Raw genomic sequence first — 21,524 nt, forward strand, 5'->3', positions numbered from 1 at the left:
TAAGGGCTGATAACTATGAAAGAAGCATTTTTCCCTGCATTTGTGAACAGTTACTTTATAGCTCTGGGAGTGCTGCTCGGCGGGGCACTCATCGGAGGCCTTGGCGCCTTTTTCACGGAGCAGCCCCCGCTGACTGTCGTCTACCGCCTGGCTGACTCGCTGCGCATCTGGGCGATCATCGCAGCGATAGGGGGGACATTTGATACCGTTTATTCCTTTGAGCGTGGAATATTTCACGGTGAGACAAAGGACATCGTCAAGCAGATCCTGCTGATTCTGTCAGCACTTGCAGGTGCGCAGACCGGGGCATCGCTTATTAACTGGCTGACTCAGCAGCAGAATCTCTCTTCATGAGGATTCCACAATACTACCGGCTCCCGCTTTGGCAGCGTTTTTTCGCCGGCGCTGCTATCGGGGGGATTATCAGCTGGCTTGTCTTTTTTTATATGCACAGCGTTATGCAGGAAAAGCTGATCAATAAATTGCATAAGCAGAACGAGGCAATCAAAGATCTGGAAGACGAAAATGAACTCTGGGAGGAAGACTATAACAAGCTTAATGAAGAAAATCTGAAAAAGCTGACCATTCAGGAGGTGCATGTGTCCATTGCAAACTTTGCAATGTATAAGGTGGACCGGCTCAGTGCAGCGGAAGCAGCCGAGGCGGTTCGGGACGAACTGAAGTCAGCCCTTCTTTCAAAAGATCTGGAAACCGTATATGAAAGCCGGGCTCTTCTAAGGAAGTCCATTGAAAATAAAGTACTGGAGATTAACAAGAAGAAATATATGCTTGAAGTTTCGGAGATATCATATTATACAACTTTAAAGTTCGAACTGCGCCTGAAGCAGGTCAGATAGGCTGCCCCAACATCCGCGGCAAATGCAGGCAGTGCCTCATTTGCCGCCGATGGCAGGGCCGGCCGCTTACAGATTTATATTGTAAATGACCTGCATACTTGTATCAGATCCTGCATCAGCAGGTCCACTTCATCCCAGGAAAGGATGGATGCGCCAGAGGCAAGCGGATGGCCGCCGCCATTGTATTTCTTTGCCACACCATTGATCACGGGCCCTTTTGAACGGAGCCTTACCCTGATATTATCCTCTTCCTCGATGAAGAAAGCCCACGCCTTCAAGTCTTTGATTCCGCCAAGCGAGCTTACGAGCTGGGATGCATCCGAGACTTTAACCCCAAAATGTTCAAGCTGTTCCCGGCGGAGCACCAGTTTCCCTGCACCCTCCTCGAGGATCTCAAAATGCTGAAGCACATACCCCTGCAGCCTCACTACACTGACCGGCACGTCATACATTCCGTTAAACAGCTCCGGCCTCGAAAACTTATAATGGATCAGTTCGCTCGCATATTGGAAGGTTTTTTCGGAAGTGCTTGGGTATAGGAATCTTCCGGTATCTCCCACTATTCCGGCAAAAAGGAGCCTTGCAGCCGAATCAGGCAGCGAAAGCCCGCTGTCTTTTCCGTAAAGGTAGAATTCATAAATCATTTCGCTGCAGGAGCTTGCCGCCGTGTCCACCCATCTCAGGTCACCATAAGGATCTTCGTTTGGATGGTGGTCAATTTTTATAACTTTTGCGCCAAGTTTATATCTTTGGTCACATATTCTTGCTTCATTGGCTGTGTCGCAGACGATAACCAGCGCACCTTCATATATTTCATCAGGCACAGCATCGAGGGGGGCTAAAAATGCAAGTGATTCTTCTTCCTGCCCCACTGCATAGACTTCCTTTTCCGGGTAGGAAGCACGGAGGATTTCCGCCAGCCCCCCCTGGGATCCATAAGCATCAGGATCAGGCCTCACATGCCTGTGCAGGATGATTGTCTCATATTCTTGAATCGCTTTAAGAATCTCTGCCTTCATAAAAATATCTCCTTTTTTAATTATGTCAATTTATTAAACTTCACTCTAAAACTATAGAAATCATTCCCCATTGCGGGTACAATGAATGGGACCTGCCATACACATGATCGGAGGAACTCAACTTGCCAGTACTTGTCGTAATGATTGTGATAACGTTCGCATTTTATGTATTCTATAAAATTAAATATGTCCGCACACAGCGTCCGGCTGAAAAAAAATGGATTGCCACTAAATCATCAATGGCACTCGGGCTGTTTGTGGTCCTTTTCGGGATCAACCAGCTGTTTATAAATACCGGTACGGTGACTTATATCGTTTCAGCCGTCTTCATCCTGCTTGGCGGGATCAACCTATGGGCCGGCTATAAATCATATAAACATTATCTGCCCTTCGCCATCGAAGAAGCGGAAAAAAGCTATAGAGCTTAATCTTAAAAAGGCCGCCTCCGACAGCGGCCTTTTTATAATCAGGGGCCTTTGCCCCGGGTGGTATACTGGTTTTTAGTTCCTTTCGAACAACTGGCACATCATCATAGCCTTGCCCGCCAATCTACCCTCATTATAAACTTCCACATCGATTTTTCCAAATTTTCTACCTATTTCTAGCACCCTTGGCTGAATGTCAATCATCGTGTCCATTTGTACCGGCTTAATGAAATAAATAGTCATGTTTTCAATGACAAGATCACCGCGTTTGTAAGCCCGCATTGTACGATTTGTAGCTTCGGTGACAAGGGCAGTAAAGACGCCATAAGAAATGGTGCCTAAATAGTTGGTCATCTGCGGCGTCACTTCACACCGGTAAATATCCTCGCCTTTTCCTCTGGCTCCTACCGATACAAGCTGGCTTGTGATTACATCGTCGATTGTTTCTCCCACCTGGGGCTGCCTTTGTATCATCTGAAGGGCCTTAAGCACGTCCTGCCTGGAGATGATCCCAAGGAGGATCTGGTTTTCATCCACTACCGGCAGCAGTTCAATTCCCTCCCAGACCATCATATGGGCGCTGGATGCCACACTTGTTTTCCCGCCCACGGTCAGCGGTGTCTTGGTCATTACCTTTTCGATCGGCATGTCCAGATTCAGCCCAATTATGTCCTTGGCGGTGACCATCCCTTGTACCTTGAACGCAGCATCCACTACAGGAAACCTGCTGTGGTTTGTTGCTTTGTTCAATTCATGCCATTTCTCCACTTCATCCTCCAGGGATAAATAAGCAGTCTGATTCAAAGGTGTCAATATATCCTCGACGAGCAGAATTTCTTTTTTTATAAGCTGGTCATATATCGCCCGGTTGATCATCGTGGCTACCGTAAAGGAGTCATAGCTGCTTAATATAATCGGAAGCTCCAGCTCATCTGCGAGCTTTTTCACATGTTCTTCCGTGTCAAAGCCTCCCGTTATTAAAACGGCTGCTCCCGCTTTTAGAGCAAGCTCCTGGGCATTGACCCGGTTTCCCACTATCAAAAGATTACCGGCGGCTGTATATTTCATCATTGCTTCAATTTTCATGGCGCCGATTACAAATTTGTTTAGAGTCTTATGCAATCCCGATTTTCCGCCGAGAACCTGACCGTCTACAATATTCACGACTTCAGCAAAAGTCAGCTTTTCAATATTCTCCTTCTTTTTCCGTTCAATGCGGATGGTCCCGACTCTTTCAATTGTACTGACATAACCTTTGTTCTCCGCATCCTTTATTGCCCGATAGGCAGTCCCTTCGCTTACCTGCAGCGCTTTTGCAATCTGCCTTACCGATATTTTGTCCCCAACCGGGAGATCATCAATATATTTCAAAATTTGTTCATGTTTTGTAGCCAACCCTTTTTCACCCTTTTTACGTACTTCTATATTCTCATTATAGAATGAAAAATGCGTCTATACAATGAACCTACTGATAATCATGCAGTCTTTTGCGGCTTTGACCATGCTTCCTCTTCCCTGCCCTTATACCAGGGCTGTATAAAAGCCCCGCCAGGTTCCCGGCTGCGGCGAAGAACGCAAGCAGAAGCCACATGGAGCCGTAAAGTTCCGGAAGTCCGGGATTATCAAAGCTCAGACTCAATCTCGGAAGCTGATAATAAAGCATGGCGCCGCACAGCAGCAGGCACATCAAATATCGTTGTTTCATCATATAACCTCTTTTCTATGGAATGGGGCAGGCTATCACCATCTTATGCATAACGGGAACTGAACTTGCCCCATTCCTTGCGGCCATACAAAAAAAGAGCGCCCGCGGGCGCCCTTCTTACTTTTTACAGCTCTATCTCTTCCCCCGGCTGGAGAAGGATTCCGTTTTCGTCTTCCAATAGTTCGAGGAATGCCTCAGGGTCCTGCTTGATCTGCGGGAATGTATTGTAGTGGATCGGTACAACCTGCTTAGCGCCCAGAAGCTTGGCTGCGTATGCTGCATCTTCCGGCCCCATCGTGTAGTTATCCCCAATCGGCAGGAATGCGAGGTCGATCGGGTGCCGTTCACCAATCAGCTTCATATCGCCGAACAATCCGGTATCTCCGGCATGGTAGATGGTTTTTCCCTCACAAGTAAATAGCACGCCGGCCGGCATCCCCAGATAGATAATTTCCTGGTTTTCGGTATCCAATCCGGTTCCGTGAAAAGCCTGAGTCAGTTTGACCCTGCCAAAGTCAAACTCATAGGCACCGCCGATCGACATCCCGTGGGTTTTAAGGCCCTGCCATGCCAGGTAGTTACTTAACTCTGCATTGGCAATGACGAGCGAGTTGTGTTCTTTGGCAATTTGGACTGTATCCCCCAGGTGGTCCCCATGTCCATGTGTCACGATGATGACATCCGCCTTTACATCCTCCACTTTTAAATCAGTCTGTCCATTTCCTGTAATAAACGGATCGAACAGGATGGTTTTCCCATTTGCAATAACCTTTACCACAGAGTGGCCATGAAAAGAAACCTTCATAAACATTCTCCCCTTTCAAGTAATGACAATGGTAACGGAATCAAGCAATATTCCATTTACCTATATACCCAATTCTAACATAGACTAACAGTTTACATTCGATACCAGGACTGTTACCCTCTATACTGACAGCATATTTTTACCCTTATAAACATCTACATATACTACCAGTAAAATACCTTATTGGAGGAAAAAGAAAAATGAGCAAGAGAATTGAAAAATTCCAGGACTGGCTGACGGAAAACGAAATAACATTCGGATTCATCACATCTCCTGAGAGTGTATTTTATCTCAGCGGATTCAGAAGCAACCCGCATGAAAGGCTTCTGGCGCTCGGATTATTCCCGGACTCTGAGCCGTTCCTTGTCTGCCCGAAGATGGAAACGGAAGATGCCATGCACTCAGGCTGGAGCCATCAGATAATTGGCTACACCGACATTGAAGATTCATGGGCCATGATTATGGAAGCTGTGAAAGACAGAAATATCACCTTAGGATCTGCAGCGATTGAAAAAGAGCATATGAATGTGGAGCGCTTTGAAAAAATCCAGAGCCTGATGCCCGGCGCTGCTTTCTTCCCAGCCGGGGAAATCCTCCGCGAACTCAGAATGATCAAGGACGAAAAAGAACTGACCCTGATCCGGGAGGCGGCCAGGCTCGCAGACTGTGCCATTGAGACCGGTGTGCGGGAGATTGCTGAAGGCAAAACGGAAATGGAGGTTCTGGCAGCGATTGAGTTTGAAATGAAAAAGGCAGGCATTAATGAAATGTCCTTTTCAACCATGGTTCTGACAGGAGCAAACGGTGCCTCTCCACACGGCACCCCGGGACAGACCAAGATTAAACAAGGAGATCTTGTCCTGTTCGACCTCGGTGTCGTGTATGAGGGATACTGCTCTGACATCACCAGGACTGTTGCCTTTGGTGAAATAACAGAAAAACAACGGGATATTTATGAGACTGTACTGAAGGCTGAAGAAGCTGCCATCAAAGCTTGCCGGCCGGGGGCTACCTGTGCTGAACTTGATTTGATTGCCCGGAATATCATCAGCGATGCCGGCTACGGAGAATATTTCCCGCACAGACTTGGCCACGGTCTTGGTATAAGTGTTCATGAATATCCATCTTTGACTGAAACGAATGAGCTCGTGCTAAAGCCGGGAATGGTCTTCACGATAGAACCTGGAATATATGTCCCGGGTATTGCAGGCGTCCGGATTGAAGATGATATCCTAATCACCGAATATGGCTGTGAAGTGCTGACCCGTTATCCTAAAGCTTTATAATAAACTGAATAGAGGCGGCTCTTACGCAGCGAAATAAAAGCCCTGGGGAATTTCCCCAGGGCTTTTATATCCCGCTAAAATGAATGTTTACGGCATCCTCACTCTTTATCCTCCAGTTCCTGCACTACACCAGCCGACTCATACGCATCGGTGATCTGGCCGATGATTTCCCTTATCCCCTCTTCTTCAAAGAGTGGATACCCGCTGTTCTTATCCTGATTCATCTTCCTTCCCTCCTTTACTCATACTATGGGCTCCATTGCACTCCCATTTGCGAGGTGATTATTGTATAATCAGGGTGTAAGAGCATTGCTGCACTTCCCTGCTGAGAAAAATAAACTTTCTTAAGGAGGAGAAAACGATGGCATTGACGTATAAAAGAATCCTGGCCGCGGTGGATGGCTCAAAAGAGGCTGAATGGTCCCTTAAAAAGGCGATTGAAATTGCCCTGCGGAATCAATCCCAAATCGTGATTGCCCATGTGCTTGATAACCGGACGGCCGCCAGCGGAGAAACGTTTGGATCTCAGGCAGGAGACGGTGCCGGCTGGGTCATAGATATGATGGAGAAATATAAGGCCCAAGCCCTTGAATCTGGCGTCCTATCCGTCATTATTGCTGTGGAATATGGATCGCCGAAGGTAAAAATCCCAAAAGAAATAGCGAAGGAATATGATATAGACCTGATCATTTGCGGCGCGGCAGGACACAACCTGGTTGAACGGTTCTTTATGGGCAGTGTTTCTGAGCATATCACCCGGCACGCTGACTGCGATGTGCTTGTTGTCCGGACACCGGATGATTGGAAAAGACAAGAGGCTGGATCCTATTAGGATCCAGCCTTTGTTATTCCTGTACGGACAGCGGCTTCTTTTCCTAAAAGCAGTTCCTTTGCTTTTTCAACTGCTGCCTTGACCTGGGCAAACCCTGTGCCGCCCGCGCTGTTTCTCCTCTTTACCGCCTCATAGGGCTCGAGCACTGTATAAATGTCCCGCTCGAAAAGACTGGAAGAATTCAGGAACTCTTCCATGCTCAGATCTTTTAGATAGCAGCCCTTTTCAATGCAGTACAGGACAAGTCTGCCCACTATCTCATGGGCCTCCCTGAATGGAAGTCCTTTGGCTGCAAGATAGTCTGCCAGTTCTGTCGCATTGGAGAAGTCCTCTTTAACCGCACTTTCCATTCTGGAAGTATTGACTTTCATCGTGGAAATCATGCCGGCAAAGATTTTAAGTGATCCAGTTACCGTTTTAACGGTATCAAACATCCCTTCCTTATCCTCCTGCATATCTTTGTTATAAGCAAGCGGCAGTCCCTTCATCACAGTAAGCAGCCCCATGAGATTTCCATATACCCTGCCGGTCTTCCCCCTGATTAGCTCCGCCATATCAGGGTTCTTTTTCTGCGGCATGATGCTGCTCCCGGTCGAAAAGGCGTCATCCAATTCTATAAATTGGAATTCCTGGCTTGACCATAGGATCATCTCTTCACTGAGGCGCGAGAGATGCATCATGAGGGTAGAGCTTATGCTTAGGAATTCCAGAATAAAATCCCTGTCGCTTACGGCATCCAGCGAATTTTCGTAAATGGAATCAAACCCCAGCGTTCCTGCGCTGTACTCCCTGTCGATGGGAAAGGTGGTACCGGCAAGCGCCCCGGCCCCGAGCGGAGATATGCTGATGCGCTTAAGGCTATCCTGAAGCCTTTGTTTATCACGCTGAAGCATCCAGAAATAAGCCATGAGATGATGCCCAAAAGAGATAGGCTGGGCCCTCTGCAGATGGGTATACCCCGGGATGATCGTCTCAATATGCTGCTCTGCCTGTTTTACCAATGCCTCTTGAAAATCAGCTGCCAGCCCGATGATATGCTTCACATGTTTTTTTAAATACAGGTGCATATCAGTTGCTACCTGGTCATTCCTGCTCCGGCCTGTGTGAACTTTCCCCCCAAGAGGTCCGATTTCTTCAATCAGCAGGCTTTCCAGATTAAGATGAATGTCTTCCATTTTCACGGAATAGGAAAGCTCTTTATTCTCTGCCTTCTTCTGCAGCTTTTGCAGACCGCTGCTGATTTTTTCACCTTCCTCTTGATGCAGGATGCCCTGTTTTACAAGCATACTCACATGGGCGAGGCTCCCTTCGATATCTTCCAGGACAAGCTCCTGATCAAATTCTATGGATGCACCGAATTCATCCACCCACTCTTCGGGACTTTTTGTGAATCTCCCGTTCCAGAGCTTCTGTGCACTCACACTGTCACCCTCTTTTGATTGACCATGCTATTCACCTTGGTCGGCAGACCCCATAAAGATATGAAGCCCACAGCGGCTGCATGATCAAATTCGTCATCAGATGTATATGTTGCGAGCTTTTCATTATAAAGGGAATAATCGGATTTTCTCCCTTCCACAATTGAATGGCCCTTGAACAGCTTGACACGGACAGTCCCGGTGACCGTTTTCTGGGTTTCGGCAAGGAAAGCTGAGAGAGCATCCCGAAGCGGCGAAAACCATAAACCTTCATAGATAAGCTCTGTCATTTTCTTCTCAATGACCGGTTTGAAATGGGCAACTTCCTTCACAAGGGTGATATCTTCCAGCTCTTTATGTGCTTTGATCAGGGTAAGAGCCGCAGGACATTCGTATACCTCGCGTGATTTAATTCCCACCAGCCTGTTTTCCACATGGTCGATACGGCCGACTCCATGCTTGCCTGCCAGTTTATTAAGCTCCAGAATCAGGCTGGACAGGGGATAGGAAATGCCATTCAGCTTGACCGGGACACCCTGTTCAAATTCAATTTCCGCATAATCAGGCATATCCGGTGCTTCCTCAAGGCTGCTTGTCAGTTCGTACGCTTCTTCAGGCGGAGCCGCCCATGGATCCTCAAGCACCCCGCATTCGTTGCTTCTGCCCCAAAGATTTTGATCAATAGAATAAGGGCTGTCTAGGTTTACAGGGATGGGAATATCATTTTGCACTGCATAATTGATTTCTTCTTCCCTTGACCAGCTCCACTCACGAACAGGTGCTATGACCTTCAAATTGGGATTCAGGGCCTGAATGGATACCTCAAAGCGGACCTGGTCATTTCCCTTCCCGGTGCAGCCATGTGCTACAGCCGCTGCATTTTCTGCTTCAGCTACTTCTACCAGCTTCTTCGCAATCAGCGGACGTGAAAGCGCAGAAACTAATGGGTACTTTCCTTCATAAAGTGTGTGGGCCTGAAGGGCAGTGAGCGCATAATCATTTGCGAATTCTTCCTTCACGTCAAGTACATAGGATTTTACCGCCCCTACAGTAAGAGCTTTCTGTTTAATGAATTCAAGGTCTTTTCCTTCACCCACATCAAGGCAGCAGGCCACCACATCGAACCCCTGCTCCTGAAGCCATTTTATCGCAACCGATGTATCCAATCCCCCGGAATATGCAAGTACAATCTTCTCTTTAGTCATAATTTATAAGTCCTCCCCGACGAATAAAAATTCATTTTAACTAATTTTTATGCAATGAATGTTTATACTTTATCAGCTTTTCTTTTTTTTTGCAACAATTGTTCACATATATTTTTATGTTATTAGATAGGCTGTTGTGAAGGATTTGAGCCGGTTTTCATCGTATATGGATAAAACGGAAGAAAAGTGAATGGAGTGTGGAGATGGAGGAATACTTCTTATTCAACGAGAGGCTCGGCATCCCTCTGCCCAGGATTGGCCTTGCTTCCCTGGCTCTTCAAGGCGGAATGATGCTGAAATGGGAACAGATCAGAGGCGGCATTCCAGACAGAATCAGGGAGCTGGAAGGCCAAATTACGCTGAAGCAGGACTGCCTTTTCCGCGAAACAGATTTTGAAAGATCCTGCATTTTGAATACAGAAATTTCAGAACTTGCTTCCATCATCAACGATTTGTGGATCTGGTTCAGGAATGAAGATGCCCTTACCGGCAAATTACATTCATAGTATGCAGGCAATTGTATATGTATGCGAAAAGGCTGTCCATCCGGACAGCCTTATTTCCTCAGTTCTCTTATGATATGCCCAAGTTCAGGCACAATCAGCTTTTTCATCGCAAGCCGGACGGCACCTGTGCTGCCTGGCAGAGAAAAGATAGCCTTTCTGCCATGTGTGCCGGCAATGGCCCTCGACATGATAGCAGGACTTCCAATATCTTCCTGATAGCTCAGCATCCGGAAGATTTCCCCGAATCCAGTGATCTCTTTTTCTATAAACTCTTTGACCGTTTCAATGGTTACGTCCCGCTTAGAGATCCCGGTGCCTCCATTAAGAATAACTGCATCTATACCGGGTGCCGCAAGCCCCTCGGAAACAGCCCTGGCTATTTCCTCTTTATCATCCTTCACGATGCGGTATTCATCGGCGGCATGTCCTGCCCCGCTCAGATACTGTATGACTTCCTGACCGCTCTTGTCGTCTTCCTTCCCCCTCGTATCACTTACCGTGACCACCATGCACCGAACTTGGCCGGGGGCTTCACTTTTATGCTCGAAATGACTCATTTTGCATCATCCTTTTTAGCTGACAGATACCGATATTGGTAGAAACGGTGCGCAAATTCCGATACATTCCTTGTCAGCCGGTAATTGGCCGCGCCTCCTATGGCCATGCTCACCAGGGGCAGACCTTTTACAAGCCTTCTCCTGAAGGTGGAGATCGCCAGGGCTTTCAGGATCTGGCGGATAGGCTGCTCAAGCCATGTCACATTCGTCAGTTCTTCCCTTCCGGCATAAAAGAAGGTATCATCCAGCTTGGCATCCTCCGCCATTTCCTCCCACATCTGGCGCTGCATCCGCTTAGGCATTGTGCCTGCATGGAATGCTTTCAGTGTCAGCATCAGCTCATATGGGGTATTCACTTCATTTCCATACGTCATGGCGATTAGCTGTACCAGCCTAAGGTTAATGAGTGTGATGGCTGGAATATCGGAGCCGAGGAGGAGAGTCTCCCCTGTCCCGCTCACACTTCCCTGAGTGAAGGAGTAAAAACGATGGCGGGCAATCTGCTGGTCTGCAATATAAATCAGCTGGTCGATGGATAAATTTTTCATATCATTCAAAGTATTTACACCAGAATCGAAAATCCTTGCCGCGGCCAGGATACTCTCCCTTGCATCATGCTGAATCTGCGAGCCCTGGATAAAAGCATTCATATGAAAAAGCCAGTTATCGAACTTTGAGAAAAATTGATCCGTGACTGACTCTGGCAGCATGGAGAAAACCTGTTCGAGCCATTTATCATAAAAAAGCTCAAGCGTCCCCGGATCATACTGATACATCTTTTCTTCCCAGTCGGCTATTTCATCCCATACTCTGATTTCACTTTCAGTCAATGCCATGCCAAGCCTCCTAATCTCATCCATTGAATTTTGAACTTAGTATAGCATAACAGCCCGGCCCCCGCATGATTTAGTGATAATGCTCCGAAGATACTTTTACCGGACAAAAAAGACTCCCTATGCTGAGGGAGCCTTTTAGCCGATTCTTATATGCCTGCAAGACGGGTTACGTCACGGGCAATCATAACTTCTTCATTGGTCGGGATGACCATGACTTTTACAGGGGAATGCGGATAGCTGATGAAAGCTTCCTCACCGCGGGTTTTGTTAAGGGCAGGATCAAAATATACCCCCATGAACTCTAGTCCTTTCATGACCCGTTCACGGACAGCCTCACTGTTTTCCCCTATGCCGGCAGTGAAAATAATGGCATCGACGCCATACATTCTTGCAGCATAGGATCCAATATATTTATGAATGCGGTTTGCGAATACTTCCAGCGCCAGTTCTGCACGTTCGTTGCCTTCATTGGCAGCCTCGGTTATATCGCGGAGGTCGCTTGAGAATCCGGACACAGCAAGCATTCCGCTCTTTTTATTCAGAACATCGAGCACTTCCTCAGCCGTCTGGTTTGTTTTTTCCATTATATACGGAATGAGGGCGGGATCAATATTTCCTGAACGGGTTCCCATGGTGACGCCGGCAAGCGGTGTGAAGCCCATGGAGGTATCGATGGACTTTCCTCCCTGGATGGCTGCAATGCTCGCCCCATTGCCAAGGTGGCAGGAAAGCAGGCGAAGCTGTTCAACCGGACGTCCAAGCATAGCAGCGGCACGCTCAGCCACATATTTATGCGATGTTCCATGGAAGCCGTATTTCCGGATTCCATAGTCTTTATAATATTCATAAGGCAGGCTGTAAAGGAATGAACTCTCCGGCATAGTCTGATGGAAGGCCGTATCGAACACTGCCACAGCAGGGATATCAGGGAGAATCTGCTGGAATGCCTTGATGCCTGTCAGGTTGGCTGGATTATGGAGCGGCGCAAGGTCAGACAGTTCATCAATTTTTTCAAGCACTTCCCCGTTGATGAGAACCGAATCGTTGAAGGCTTCACCTCCATGTACCACACGATGGCCGACACCTGTGATTTCATCATAGGATGAGATAATATTATGGCTGATCAAACGGTCCAGCAAGATCTTTACGGCCACTTCATGATTGGGAATGTCGGTTATTTCGGTATTCTTCTCACCGTTTACGCTTATGGAGAAGATGGCATCGTTCAAGCCGATGCGTTCCACAAGCCCTTTTGTAATGACTTCTTCACTCGGCATTTCGAACAGCTGAAATTTAAGCGAAGAGCTTCCGGCATTGATTGCCATGATTTTAGACATGTATAGCGCTCCTTAAGGTTAAGTATTATAAACATGCTGCTTAATATAAAATGGATAAATTCACAAAGAAATAATCCGGGCTTTAATAGAGAACACACTATTCTCTTTACCATACCCCATTTAAGCACTGTCTTATCATCTTTTCAACCTTGGTATCGTTTACACCAGAAAAGTTATTATTTTCAGAGTATTTCATTCATTTTTACCCCTCATAGGAAAAGCCTGCCGGTATTTTGGCAGGCTTTGTTCCATTTACTTTTAATCTTTAAACCAGTCTTCAATCTTCTTCATAATATCCTGCATGGCTGCAGCATCAGAAAATCTTGGAAGATCAACGAGCAGCGCTTTCTTAGGCTGTGTGATTCCCTCGCCTTTTTTCTGAAGGACGAAAATGCTTTTTCCAGCAGCTTTAGATTTAAACATGGAATGCGGGAGCTGGATCAGCCCCTGGATGAACGCTTTTTCTTTCACAAAAGCATTCAGCTTGGGGGCTTCTGCTGTTTCAAATAAAGAATTCGGAATGACGAGGAACAAAAAGCCTCCATCTTTCACATGATCCATGCTCTTCTCGATCAGGAGATGATGTGCATATGAATGCCCTTCGTCTGCCTTCAATTCATACTCGGATGCACGGGCATCATTTGGATAATAGCCGACTGGCAGATCACACACCACCGCATCGACCGGGTCGATAAGAAGCGGTTCAAGGCTGTCCTGATTGTAGAGCTGGACCGCCTGTTCCTGAAGATTTGCTCCCACATATGCAAGCCTTATCAAAAGGTCGTCAATATCGACACCGTAGGATGAACCTGCTCTGCCCCGGAAATGGTTTAATATGGTAAACAGAAGATTGCCAGTCCCCACCACCGGATCAAGGAGGGTAAAGCCCGTCCTGCCCCTCATGTATTTATCGATGATATAAGCCATGAACATCCCTACTGCATCCGGAGTCATCTGATGGTTCGGCTGGACATTTTCCTGCATCCCCTTCAGTATGGCCAGCTGGTAGGCATTGCGGATTTCTTCATGCGAAAATGCTGCAAGCGATACAGTACCATATTGTTTACGAAGCCTCTTCAAGGTAACTTCACTTAATTCATCCTGTACAACATCTCCATGAAACATGTTTTCTCCTGTTTCGGCAAGGGCTTCGAGATAAGTGCAGGACAGCTCTTCCTGCAGCACTCCCGCTGTTTCGTTAAAAATGCTGAATAATTTCTCTACCTTAGTTATATTGTTCAAAGAGTTTTCCTCCTGGTCTTTCTTTCTCATCATTTTAGCGGTGAAAGGGCGTGGGTACAAGTTTTTGAGCTCCAGGGAAACCAGCAGCGGCCCGCCCTTTATTTTACCATTGCAGCTGCCAAGGGCCATAAAGAACAGCCTGAGTCCATCGACTCAGGCTGCCGCGCTTAAAGCTTAATTTGCTGACTTGGCTGCTGAAACAGCTGCTTCGTAGTCAGGGTGATCCGTTGCTTCACTCACGTACTCGACATATGTCACCTTATCGCTGCTGTCTACTACAAAAACGGCGCGGGCAAGGAGACGAAGTTCCTTGATGGCGGCACCATAGGCTTCCCCAAATGATAAGTCACGGTGGTCGGATAATGTCTGAACATTTTCGATACCATTTGCACCGCACCAGCGTTTCTGTGCAAACGGCAGGTCAACGCTAATTGTAAGGACCTTTACATTATCCAGGCCGGCAGCCTCTTCATTGAAACGGCGGGTTTGTGCATCGCATACCCCTGTATCGATTGAAGGCACAACAGATATCAGCCTTACAAAACCCTTCGTGTCAGCAAGTGTCACTTCAGACAGATCATTTGCCAATACAGTGAAATCTGGTGCTTGATCCCCAGCTTTCACTTCATTGCCAAGCAGGGTAACAGGATTTCCTTTAAATGTAATCGAAGCCATGATAATTCCTCCCTTTTCTCATTCCAAAACTTATGTAGTCTACAGTGTAATCATATTCTTTCTCTTATCTTTTTGCAAAAATATCGATTGACTATTTCTTACCGGCAAGCAGCCGCAAAACAAATGCCAGCTCCGCCTTCGGAGCTGGCTTTACGCCGCTACTACATTTCAAAATCAATAATCTTCGAGTTAAGGGCAGACCGCCCTTTATCCCGGGAATCTCCCTTTGAATCATCCCCTGTTTTATCCCCTGTTTTATCCCCTGATTTATCCCCTGATTTATCCCCTGAATCCTGCTTATCCTTTTTTGCCCCGTCTTCCCCGGACGACTTTTGACCCTTATTGGATGAGATCATATTCTGGATCTTTTCAAAGGCCGCAGGGGCGGCATCCAGCATTTTCTCAAATAAGTGTGTATGCTGGTCAAGATGCAGCATCTGGACTCCATCTGACCTGACAATCAAAAACGCGATTGGTGTGATTGAAACCCCTCCCCCGCTTCCTCCGCCAAACGGAAGTGCCTGGGAATCCTTGTTTCCTGATCCGGAAGAACTTCCTCCCGGGTTAAATTCACTGCCTCCTGCTGCGAAGCCAAAACCGACTTTGGAAACGGTCAGGATTACACTCCCATCAGGAGTTTCAACAGGATCTCCAATAATAGTATTGACATCAATCATTTGCTTCAGGTTTTCCATGGCTGAGTTCATCAAGCCTTGCAGCGGGTGTTCTGTCATGCGATTTCCATCCTCCTATATGCAGGCAGTTTCACTGGTCGAGAAGTCAGAGTACTGCCCTTTTGCATGTGCTGTTTTTTGGTTTCTGTCCTTTCACTGGCTGCCGGTGCTTATTCCACTCTCTCAAAATAAGCAGTCCTGTCAGGATAGCGTTTCCGATTTTGAACTCCAGTATGCATAGCAGGGAAGTTCTTGAATATTCCCCCTGATACACGGGCTCAATTTTATAATGAGGCATTTCCTCCACCAGGAGATAATGTGTGAGGACCCCGGTGATAGTGCTCTTGATTCCATACACAGCCCCTGTCAGGACTGCTGTGTGAGCTGCATTGCCTGTGCCGATTACCGTCTGCCAGTCAAACTTCCGGATCTTGACCTTCTTCAAAAACTTCTTTAGGATCCCAGGCATTTTGTTTTCTTCTGAAAAGAAAATTTTTCCTATCCTGAAGAAATCAGCAGTCCTGATCTGTTGATCCGGCATTGAAAATTCCTGTCCCTTAAAGGGAAAGGGATATTCCTTCCTGAAGCTGATCAGGCCGCTCCAGGCACTAAGCCGGATTGCGGCAGTATAAGAGGGCTCAAGGCCTCTGAAGGAAATTTCAAGGCGGAGTTTTGTCAGGGCCAATATGACAATGAGAAATAGTAATATAACTGCCATCAGGATCCATGCCATAAAAACACATCCCTTCAGCCCTTCAGTATCGCCATTTTCCTTATAAAACAAACCTGAGTTTTTACTCGCCGCCCATTCATAGAAAGGACTGGACTGGGGCATGGACAAACACAATAAGGCGGTGGAGCAATTTAAGGGGCAGGCAGGTATACCAGGAAGATCACTGATGTGCACCCCTGGCTGCAGGAAGCCTCCTGATACAAGCAGCCGCCCCTTTCCACAGAAATAAACCCAGGGCACATCTACATGCACCCCGGGTCCCTCCATTATTTCCGGTCAAAAATGACCGCAGTATCTGCGAATATATCATGCAGGCCCTGTTTCCTTGGCAGGAAGCCCGCTATGAGATATCCGATTAAAATAAACTTTGAAATAAAACGCCCTATGAATTCCCTGAATAGGACGGCCCCCCATGTCAGCCCCTCTGTCTTTAAGCTGACCACCCTGATTCCAAAGATCATTTTCCCGATGGTCTGCCTGAAAAACCGGCTCATTAATACAAAATATAAATAAAACACAAGAGCTGAACCTATCTCAAATGCGGAAAAACCCAGGACCTCTGAATAGATGAGTCCGAAGAAGTAGACAACCGGCTTAATCAGAAGCCTCGACAGGCTCCAGACGACGAGCAGGTCTGCAAGGTACGCCCAAAACCTCATCCAAAAGCCGGCAAATAAGGGATCATCCGCAGGAAGCGCCGCAAAAGGCAAGACTGCCTGCTCCTCAGGGATTCGGCCGCTTTCTACCTGCTCCACTGTAGTCAATTCATCCATTCTGCTTCCCCCCTCATTCAGCATACAAATACATTGGCCTTGGAGAATCAGGCCTGGACAGCAGCTTAATCAACCCCTGCATTTCAAGGTCCTGTCCTGCAAGCTTTTTTGCCCCCATGCTGAACAAGGAGCCCAAGCCCTCTTCTTCTGTATAGCGTATCACCTGAGCATCCTTTATCTTCAGGTCACGCTCCATAGTCTGCCAGGCATCATCCAGATAGCCAAATTCATCAATCAGCTTCAGCGACTTCGCCTGCCGCCCGTCATAGACGCGCCCATCCGCAATCTTTTTGACTTCCTGCTGCGGGATGTTTCTTCCCTCAGAAATAACCTTTACAAACTGCTGATAAGAATTGTCGACCATCCTCTGCATGATGGCCCTTTCTTCCTTAGTCATCTCTCTGGCGGGACTCATGATGTCCTTATGCTCACCGCTCTTTATGGTAACAAAATCGACGCCGTATTTTTTGGCAAGCTTCTCATAATTATAGCCCTGTATAATGACTCCGAGCGAACCGGTCAGCGTTTCCGGCACTGCAAAAATCTTATCAGCCGGCGCTGATATATAATAACCGCCGGATGCCGCCATTGAGCCCATGGAAACATAAACCGGCTTTCCCGTCTCCTTTTTGATATCAAGGATCCGGTCACGAATCTCGGCGGACTCCACTACACCACCCCCAGGAGAGTTAACCCTGAGAATCACACCCTTGATACTGCTGTCTTCCTTAACCTGCAGCAAATGGTCAAGGAATGCCTGGTGATTATAGCCCGTGCTTCCGAAAAGCGAGTCGCTGTCCCCCCCGTCCTGGATGACCCCTTCCACTTCAAGGATGGCAATCCGCTTGCCTTCATCCCCATCTTCCACGACTTCCTCAATATATCCCTCAGAACCTCCTGATAAAAATCCATCGATGACACTTTCTGTATCTGTTGTAGCATAGGAGAATGCTATATTAAACACGACTGAAACGATGAATAATACAAGCGCTGTGCCCAATGCCGCCCACCTTTTACTGTTCAATCTCCTGCACCCCCTTCCTGTGCTGCAATTTTCAAAATAATTTGCAATCTGCTAGAATATAAGTACCTAGCATTATTGTAACAAAATAATTTTTCAAACAGGAAGAAATTTGAAAGATGGCCATACTTAGGATGAACCAAATTGAGAGGATGAACACACCATGCAGGAACGACGCAATTTATACTTTTACCATGACAAATCTTCAGAAATGATGGCGAAAGCTCAGCCTCTTCTCGAACTGGCAGAAAAATATGGATTCAACCCTGTACGAGACCACAAACAAGCCAATATCATCGTGAGCCTTGGAGATGACGGCACCTTTCTCCAGGCAGTAAGGAAGACGGACTTCCGCGACGACTGCCTGTATGCAGGAATCTCCACAACCGGCAACCTGAATATGTATTGCGACTTCCATATTGATGATACCCAGAAGATGATTGAAGCGGTCACAAATGTGAATATCGAGGTCAGGAGATACCCCGCCATTGAAATAACACTTAACGGAGAATCTTCCTTCTACTGCCTGAATGAGTGCAGCATCCGCTCATCCATCATCCGTACATTTGTGCTGGATGTCCTGATCGACAATATGCATTTCGAGACCTTCCGCGGCGACGGCATGGTCATTGCCACGCCAACAGGCAGCACAGCCTACAACAAATCGGTGAACGGCGCTGTCGTGGACCCGCTTCTCCCATGCATCCAGGTCAGTGAAATGGCTTCCCTGAACAATAACACGTACAGGACGCTTGGATCCTCCTTCATCCTGAGCAGCGACCGGACACTAACACTGAAAATGAACAAAGAGCTTAACAACTATCCAATCATCGGCGCCGATAACGAAGCGCTCAGCATAAGCCATATTGAACAAATTGATGTGAAGCTCAGCGACAGAAGAATTAAGACGGTTAAATTGAAGGATAATTCCTTCTGGGAGAAAGTGCAGCGTACTTTTTTATAGAAAGATGCTGTCCGGAATTCAGCTTAAAGATTCCCAATTTCTCGCGCTGCTGGCGCGCTCCGCTCCAATGAACCCCCTGAAGCGGAAATCAGCTCTCTTGATCAGAAGCCGCAATATCAGAAACAGCCTTTAGACAAAAAAACCGCATTTCAGGATCTGAGCCGATCTGAAATGCGGTTTTATTATGCGCCGAAACCTGTTTTTTCTTTCACCTTGGATATGCGGGGACGTTTCAGCATTGCCTGGGAAATCGTATAAATCGTCAAAGCACTCCAGATAAAAATGAAGGCCAGCAGATGAACCTTAGTGAACGTCTCATGATATACGAACACTCCGAGAATCAAAGTAAGTGTTGGAGCAATATACTGCAGGAAACCGAGCATCGACAGCGGTACCTTTTGTGCTCCTTTTGCAAAATAAAGAAGAGGCAGGGCTGTTACTGCACCACCGCCAGCGAGCAGCAGGCCGTTACGCGCAGAATCAAAGAACATGGTTTCTGACTGAAAAGTTAAATAAATAAAATACCCGAGTGCTAGCGGTGTAATCATCATGGTCTCAAGCGTCAGGCCAATTGCCGAGTCTGCCTGGATCATTTTTTTCGCGAGCCCGTACAATCCAAAGGTAATGGCCAATAATAGTGAAACCCATGGCACCTTCCCATAATGGAGCGTCAGAATCAGCACACCAACCGCTGCCAGCAAAAAGGAAATAACCTGCGGCATATTCAGCTTTTCCCTGAGAACAATTACACCCAGCAGCACGCTCACTAGCGGATTTATGTAATAGCCCAGGCTTGTCTCAAGGATCCGCCCTGAATTGACCGCCCAGATAAATATTCCCCAGTTGGCACTCACTAAAATCGAAGCCGCACCAAGAGCCGCAAGCTTCTTGGGCTGCTTTGCCATTTCCTTCACATAAAGGATGAAGCCTGACAGCTTCCTTGTTGCAAACAGCAGGAGCATCATAAAAACAAAGCTCCAGAACACCCGATGCGCCAGAATCTCATCTGCCGGCACATCCTGAATCCATTTCCAGTAAATTGGAACAATCCCCCACATTACATAAGACAGCGCTGCAAAAAAAATACCGTCATTTTCCCTTAAAAGCTTCACAGCCTCACACCCCCTTATTTCCAGACCCGAAATAATATATATTATAAACCCGGCCTCTGCGGAATTCCATCTATTTTTAAGGGGGACCCCGGGGGCTGTTTTTTGGCGGACGGAGAAAAGGAGCGGCTTTCCATTGGATAATGACGCTGTGCTTTGTTTAAGACCAGGTTGAGCTGCCATTTAGGTGAAAAAGGTTGTAAAGCTTTCTTTACGACCGAAACAACCGGCTATTCTGACGAAAATGGTTGTATAGCTTTCTTTACGACCAAAACGGACGGCAATCCAGGCGAAAATGGTTGTAAAGCTTTCTTTACGACCGAAATCGACGGCTATCAAGGGAAAAATGGTTGTAAAACATTCCTTATGACCAAAATCGCCGGCCATCCGAGGAAAAGTGGTCTTAAAACTTTCTTATGACCAATAAGTGCCGCCTCCCAAGAAGAATTGGCCTTAAAAGTTTTTTGATCAGAACTGGCGCCCATTAAGGGATGATCTCCCTTTAAACTTTTTCCGGCTTGTTCAGGCGGCGGTTCAGGGCAGTGCAGCTACGCTACCTGCCTCTATACAAAAAGACACCAGAGGCTATCAGCCCCGGTGCCTAAAGTGTATATTTATTCCCAATTGACGGGCGGTTTATTAAGCTGTGCTTTCATTCCCAGCTCTTTTGCGGCCGCCAGGATGAGTTCTTTTCTAAAGAAGTAGCTTTGGTGCCTCACAATCCTGCCATTTTCGATTTCCTGCACCTGGAGGTCGTGGATTTCTTTTTCAGGGGAAAGGACGATGATGACCCGCCTGCCCCATAGCACGAATTCACGGGCATAGTAACCAGGAAGTCCAAATTTGAGGGATCCCTTCAGCATTTCCTCCTTGGAAAATTCCTGGAATCCGAGGAATGCTTCATTTTGTGTCTGCTCACTGAATAACTGGAGCATTTTCTCCAGGTCTCCATCATTGAAGGCGGTCAGGTAAGCCTGAATGGTTTCACTTTCCTGACTACGTGGAACTCCGTCCGGCTTAGAGAAATCCATGGTCGCTATATTCTTCCGGGCTCGCTGTACGGAGGCATAAACACCTCCTGGAGTGCTGTGTACGATGCCCGCTGCCTCTTCCGCACTGAACTGAAATACATCAAGGAGCAGGAATGCCGCTGTCTGTTTCGGGGTCAGCCGGGAATGCAGTAATATCAGTATTTCCTCCAGGATCAGTCTATCTGATAACTCTATGTCCTCATCCGGCATATCTTCAAGTATTCCGGTCTCCCGCTTCATTTTTCTGCATAAATCCAGCCACGTGTTTGTTGCCACTCTGAACAGGTATTGCTTCTTGTCTGTGATGTCACTCCATCGCTGTGGAAGGAAAGCAAATGATTTAATCATCGTTTCCTGGTAGAGATCTTCTCCATCCCACGGTGATCCGGTAATATATTTACAATATTTCCAAAGATCATCTGAAAAACCGGCTGTTATGTTTGTAAACTCGTCACGGAGCCTCCGGGTCTCATCTACCAGCCGTGCATCAATATTGCTTGTCTCATTCATTTTT

At 47.0% G+C, this 21,524-nt stretch carries 24 protein-coding genes and 1 pseudogene; 7 read left to right on the plus strand and 18 right to left on the minus strand.

The genetic code is table 11. From position 1 onward, the window contains the following. Positions 1 to 15: 15 nt before the first annotated feature. Positions 16 to 354 (plus strand): YtrH family sporulation protein, encoded by a 339-nt coding sequence (locus tag V1501_RS16365; protein ID WP_409289750.1) that lies wholly within the window; start codon positions 16 to 18, stop codon positions 352 to 354. Continuing rightward, entirely contained in the window at positions 351 to 857 is a 507-nt protein-coding gene (gene ytrI / locus V1501_RS16370) for a sporulation membrane protein YtrI (protein ID WP_409289752.1), read from the plus strand. Before V1501_RS16365 ends, ytrI begins: the two co-directional genes overlap by 4 nt. A gap of 74 nt (positions 858 to 931) precedes the next feature. Here ytrI and V1501_RS16375 read toward each other — a convergent pair whose 3' ends face one another. Then, positions 932 to 1,876 carry a DHH family phosphoesterase gene (locus V1501_RS16375; RefSeq protein WP_409289754.1) on the minus strand — a complete coding sequence of 315 codons (945 nt, stop codon included), beginning with the start codon at positions 1,874 to 1,876 and terminating at the stop codon, positions 932 to 934. Positions 1,877 to 1,998: 122 nt separating this feature from the next. Between V1501_RS16375 and V1501_RS16380 the strand changes: the two genes are divergently transcribed. After that, entirely contained in the window at positions 1,999 to 2,304 is a 306-nt protein-coding gene (locus V1501_RS16380) for a YtpI family protein (protein ID WP_409289756.1), read from the plus strand. Between the two features lie 72 nt (positions 2,305 to 2,376). Here the strand turns inward: V1501_RS16380 and V1501_RS16385 are convergent, their stop codons facing one another. The 3 genes from V1501_RS16385 to V1501_RS16395 form a co-directional block, all read right to left on the minus strand. Then, positions 2,377 to 3,696 carry a DRTGG domain-containing protein gene (locus V1501_RS16385; RefSeq protein ID WP_409289758.1) on the minus strand — a complete coding sequence of 440 codons (1,320 nt, stop codon included), beginning with the start codon at positions 3,694 to 3,696 and terminating at the stop codon, positions 2,377 to 2,379. A gap of 70 nt (positions 3,697 to 3,766) precedes the next feature. After that, positions 3,767 to 4,006, minus strand: coding sequence for a hypothetical protein (locus V1501_RS16390; RefSeq protein WP_409289760.1), 240 nt, complete (start codon positions 4,004 to 4,006; stop codon positions 3,767 to 3,769). 124 nt (positions 4,007 to 4,130) lie between these two features. After that, positions 4,131 to 4,811 (minus strand): metal-dependent hydrolase, encoded by a 681-nt coding sequence (locus tag V1501_RS16395; RefSeq protein ID WP_409289762.1) that lies wholly within the window; start codon positions 4,809 to 4,811, stop codon positions 4,131 to 4,133. Positions 4,812 to 5,011: 200 nt separating this feature from the next. Between V1501_RS16395 and V1501_RS16400 the strand changes: the two genes are divergently transcribed. Continuing rightward, entirely contained in the window at positions 5,012 to 6,097 is a 1,086-nt protein-coding gene (locus V1501_RS16400) for a M24 family metallopeptidase (protein ID WP_409289764.1), read from the plus strand. A gap of 98 nt (positions 6,098 to 6,195) precedes the next feature. On the opposite strand, the gene V1501_RS16405 is transcribed toward V1501_RS16400, so the two are convergent. After that, positions 6,196 to 6,321: a hypothetical protein gene (locus V1501_RS16405; protein ID WP_409289766.1), complete on the minus strand. Its 126-nt coding sequence runs from the start codon at positions 6,319 to 6,321 to the stop codon at positions 6,196 to 6,198. A 137-nt stretch (positions 6,322 to 6,458) separates the two neighbouring features. Here V1501_RS16405 and V1501_RS16410 point away from each other — a divergent pair, with 137 nt between their 5' ends. Then, on the plus strand, positions 6,459 to 6,929 hold the full coding sequence (locus V1501_RS16410) for a universal stress protein (RefSeq protein WP_409289768.1): 471 nt from the start codon (positions 6,459 to 6,461) through the stop codon (positions 6,927 to 6,929). On the opposite strand, the gene argH is transcribed toward V1501_RS16410, so the two are convergent. Further along, positions 6,926 to 8,350 (minus strand): argininosuccinate lyase, encoded by a 1,425-nt coding sequence (gene argH, locus V1501_RS16415; RefSeq protein WP_409289770.1) that lies wholly within the window; start codon positions 8,348 to 8,350, stop codon positions 6,926 to 6,928. The genes V1501_RS16410 and argH overlap by 4 nt on opposite strands. Further along, positions 8,347 to 9,552: an argininosuccinate synthase gene (locus tag V1501_RS16420; RefSeq protein WP_409289772.1), complete on the minus strand. Its 1,206-nt coding sequence runs from the start codon at positions 9,550 to 9,552 to the stop codon at positions 8,347 to 8,349. The genes argH and V1501_RS16420 overlap by 4 nt, the downstream gene beginning before the upstream one ends. A 203-nt stretch (positions 9,553 to 9,755) precedes the next feature. Here V1501_RS16420 and V1501_RS16425 point away from each other — a divergent pair, with 203 nt between their 5' ends. Then, the gene (locus V1501_RS16425; RefSeq protein WP_409289774.1) at positions 9,756 to 10,058 is read left to right on the plus strand and encodes a hypothetical protein; all 303 of its coding nucleotides are present in this window, start codon (positions 9,756 to 9,758) and stop codon (positions 10,056 to 10,058) included. Between the two features lie 50 nt (positions 10,059 to 10,108). Here V1501_RS16425 and V1501_RS16430 read toward each other — a convergent pair whose 3' ends face one another. The 9 genes and pseudogenes from V1501_RS16430 to sppA all read right to left on the minus strand — a co-directional run bounded on the left by V1501_RS16430 (position 10,109) and on the right by sppA (position 17,909). Then, positions 10,109 to 10,615 (minus strand): molybdenum cofactor biosynthesis protein B, encoded by a 507-nt coding sequence (locus V1501_RS16430; RefSeq protein WP_409289776.1) that lies wholly within the window; start codon positions 10,613 to 10,615, stop codon positions 10,109 to 10,111. Next, positions 10,612 to 11,451: an EcsC family protein gene (locus tag V1501_RS16435; protein WP_409289778.1), complete on the minus strand. Its 840-nt coding sequence runs from the start codon at positions 11,449 to 11,451 to the stop codon at positions 10,612 to 10,614. Before V1501_RS16435 ends, V1501_RS16430 begins: the two co-directional genes overlap by 4 nt. A 146-nt stretch (positions 11,452 to 11,597) precedes the next feature. Further along, the gene (locus tag V1501_RS16440; RefSeq protein ID WP_409289780.1) at positions 11,598 to 12,788 is read right to left on the minus strand and encodes an acetate kinase; all 1,191 of its coding nucleotides are present in this window, start codon (positions 12,786 to 12,788) and stop codon (positions 11,598 to 11,600) included. A gap of 258 nt (positions 12,789 to 13,046) precedes the next feature. Further along, the gene (locus V1501_RS16445; protein ID WP_409293419.1) at positions 13,047 to 14,060 is read right to left on the minus strand and encodes a class I SAM-dependent methyltransferase; all 1,014 of its coding nucleotides are present in this window, start codon (positions 14,058 to 14,060) and stop codon (positions 13,047 to 13,049) included. Positions 14,061 to 14,204: 144 nt separating this feature from the next. After that, positions 14,205 to 14,705 carry a thiol peroxidase gene (gene tpx, locus V1501_RS16450; RefSeq protein ID WP_409289782.1) on the minus strand — a complete coding sequence of 167 codons (501 nt, stop codon included), beginning with the start codon at positions 14,703 to 14,705 and terminating at the stop codon, positions 14,205 to 14,207. A 281-nt stretch (positions 14,706 to 14,986) separates the two neighbouring features. Further along, positions 14,987 to 15,439 (minus strand): annotated as a pseudogene (gene ytfJ, locus V1501_RS16455) (GerW family sporulation protein); the annotation flags it as partial. A 46-nt stretch (positions 15,440 to 15,485) separates the two neighbouring features. Beyond that, positions 15,486 to 16,364, minus strand: a complete 879-nt coding sequence (locus V1501_RS16460; RefSeq protein ID WP_409289784.1) for a DUF2953 domain-containing protein — start codon at positions 16,362 to 16,364, stop codon at positions 15,486 to 15,488. A 14-nt stretch (positions 16,365 to 16,378) separates the two neighbouring features. Further along, positions 16,379 to 16,885 (minus strand): RDD family protein, encoded by a 507-nt coding sequence (locus tag V1501_RS16465; RefSeq protein WP_409289786.1) that lies wholly within the window; start codon positions 16,883 to 16,885, stop codon positions 16,379 to 16,381. A gap of 13 nt (positions 16,886 to 16,898) precedes the next feature. Next, the gene (sppA, locus tag V1501_RS16470; protein WP_409289788.1) at positions 16,899 to 17,909 is read right to left on the minus strand and encodes a signal peptide peptidase SppA; all 1,011 of its coding nucleotides are present in this window, start codon (positions 17,907 to 17,909) and stop codon (positions 16,899 to 16,901) included. A gap of 160 nt (positions 17,910 to 18,069) precedes the next feature. Here sppA and V1501_RS16475 point away from each other — a divergent pair, with 160 nt between their 5' ends. After that, positions 18,070 to 18,870, plus strand: a complete 801-nt coding sequence (locus tag V1501_RS16475) for an NAD kinase (protein ID WP_409289790.1) — start codon at positions 18,070 to 18,072, stop codon at positions 18,868 to 18,870. A gap of 182 nt (positions 18,871 to 19,052) precedes the next feature. Here V1501_RS16475 and rarD read toward each other — a convergent pair whose 3' ends face one another. Together rarD and V1501_RS16485 are read right to left on the minus strand one after the other, a co-directional pair. Continuing rightward, complete coding sequence (gene rarD / locus V1501_RS16480) at positions 19,053 to 19,982, minus strand: EamA family transporter RarD (RefSeq protein WP_409289792.1); 930 nt, start codon at positions 19,980 to 19,982, stop codon at positions 19,053 to 19,055. A 611-nt stretch (positions 19,983 to 20,593) separates the two neighbouring features. Continuing rightward, positions 20,594 to 21,520 carry a sigma-70 family RNA polymerase sigma factor gene (locus V1501_RS16485; RefSeq protein WP_409289794.1) on the minus strand — a complete coding sequence of 309 codons (927 nt, stop codon included), beginning with the start codon at positions 21,518 to 21,520 and terminating at the stop codon, positions 20,594 to 20,596. Positions 21,521 to 21,524 lie beyond the last annotated feature (4 nt).

The sequence above is a fragment of the Paraperibacillus esterisolvens genome (genome assembly GCF_046237625.1).
Lineage (GTDB): Bacteria > Bacillota > Bacilli > Bacillales > DSM-1321 > Paraperibacillus > Paraperibacillus esterisolvens.

What these genes read in the sequence shown, in the direction of transcription:
- V1501_RS16365 (WP_409289750.1), top strand. Translation starts at nt 16, where the DNA reads ATGAAAGAAGCATTTTTCCCTGCATTTGTGAACAGTTACTTTATAGCT.
- ytrI (WP_409289752.1), top strand. Translation starts at nt 351, where the DNA reads ATGAGGATTCCACAATACTACCGGCTCCCGCTTTGGCAGCGTTTTTTC.
- V1501_RS16375 (WP_409289754.1), bottom strand. Translation starts at nt 1,876, where the DNA reads ATGAAGGCAGAGATTCTTAAAGCGATTCAAGAATATGAGACAATCATC.
- V1501_RS16390 (WP_409289760.1), bottom strand. Translation starts at nt 4,006, where the DNA reads ATGAAACAACGATATTTGATGTGCCTGCTGCTGTGCGGCGCCATGCTT.
- V1501_RS16395 (WP_409289762.1), bottom strand. Translation starts at nt 4,811, where the DNA reads ATGAAGGTTTCTTTTCATGGCCACTCTGTGGTAAAGGTTATTGCAAAT.
- V1501_RS16400 (WP_409289764.1), top strand. Translation starts at nt 5,012, where the DNA reads ATGAGCAAGAGAATTGAAAAATTCCAGGACTGGCTGACGGAAAACGAA.
- V1501_RS16405 (WP_409289766.1), bottom strand. Translation starts at nt 6,321, where the DNA reads ATGAATCAGGATAAGAACAGCGGGTATCCACTCTTTGAAGAAGAGGGG.
- V1501_RS16410 (WP_409289768.1), top strand. Translation starts at nt 6,459, where the DNA reads ATGGCATTGACGTATAAAAGAATCCTGGCCGCGGTGGATGGCTCAAAA.
- V1501_RS16420 (WP_409289772.1), bottom strand. Translation starts at nt 9,552, where the DNA reads ATGACTAAAGAGAAGATTGTACTTGCATATTCCGGGGGATTGGATACA.
- V1501_RS16425 (WP_409289774.1), top strand. Translation starts at nt 9,756, where the DNA reads ATGGAGGAATACTTCTTATTCAACGAGAGGCTCGGCATCCCTCTGCCC.
- V1501_RS16430 (WP_409289776.1), bottom strand. Translation starts at nt 10,615, where the DNA reads ATGAGTCATTTCGAGCATAAAAGTGAAGCCCCCGGCCAAGTTCGGTGC.
- V1501_RS16435 (WP_409289778.1), bottom strand. Translation starts at nt 11,451, where the DNA reads ATGGCATTGACTGAAAGTGAAATCAGAGTATGGGATGAAATAGCCGAC.
- V1501_RS16440 (WP_409289780.1), bottom strand. Translation starts at nt 12,788, where the DNA reads ATGTCTAAAATCATGGCAATCAATGCCGGAAGCTCTTCGCTTAAATTT.
- V1501_RS16445 (WP_409293419.1), bottom strand. Translation starts at nt 14,060, where the DNA reads ATGAGAAAGAAAGACCAGGAGGAAAACTCTTTGAACAATATAACTAAG.
- tpx (WP_409289782.1), bottom strand. Translation starts at nt 14,705, where the DNA reads ATGGCTTCGATTACATTTAAAGGAAATCCTGTTACCCTGCTTGGCAAT.
- V1501_RS16465 (WP_409289786.1), bottom strand. Translation starts at nt 16,885, where the DNA reads ATGGATGAATTGACTACAGTGGAGCAGGTAGAAAGCGGCCGAATCCCT.
- V1501_RS16475 (WP_409289790.1), top strand. Translation starts at nt 18,070, where the DNA reads ATGCAGGAACGACGCAATTTATACTTTTACCATGACAAATCTTCAGAA.
- V1501_RS16485 (WP_409289794.1), bottom strand. Translation starts at nt 21,520, where the DNA reads ATGAATGAGACAAGCAATATTGATGCACGGCTGGTAGATGAGACCCGG.